The organism is Kineococcus indalonis (assembly GCF_009906395.1).
GTDB classification, from domain to species: Bacteria; Actinomycetota; Actinomycetes; order Actinomycetales; family Kineococcaceae; genus Kineococcus; species Kineococcus indalonis.
The window spans coordinates 1-482 of record NZ_JAAALM010001012.1; the positions used below are offsets into that span (position 1 = coordinate 1).

The following is a 482-nucleotide window of genomic DNA, read 5'->3' on the forward strand; positions in this document are numbered from 1 at the left end:
GTGCAGGTGCTGGCGCACGGCGTGGGGGTGGACGCCCCGGCCGGGTGGGAGGTGCGCATCACCCGGCGCAGCGGGGAGGAGCACGCGCCGGGGGCGCGGGTGCGGCCGGTGCTGCACGCGGCGACGGTGCCGCTGCCGGCGGTGCGCGGCGACTTCGGCGGCGGGGTGACCGCGCTGCTGGGGCCGGTGGACCTGTTCGTCTCGCTGTTCGAGCACGACCCGGCGGCGTGCTCCACGGCGCTGTTCGCCGCGAGGGGGCTGCCGCGGCCGAGCGCGGCGGACTTCGCCCCCGAGCAGCTGCAGCGCACGATCGCCGGGCAGTCCGGCGCGCAGTGGTTCTTCCAGCACGCCGGGCGGGCGTTCTGCCTGTACGTGGTGCTGGGCAGCCACGCCCGCCGGGTGGAGCTGCTGCCCCGGCTGGGCGAGGTGCTGTCGACGCTGGTGGTCGAGGCGGGGGTGGCTGCCCAGCACCACGTACAGGC

1 protein-coding gene is annotated in these 482 nt (G+C 77.6%); it reads left to right on the forward strand.

The window, feature by feature from the left end; genetic code table 11:
* Nucleotides 1–482: hypothetical protein (locus tag GTR00_RS22455; protein ID WP_166613667.1), on the forward strand; the 482-nt coding region annotated here is incomplete at both ends.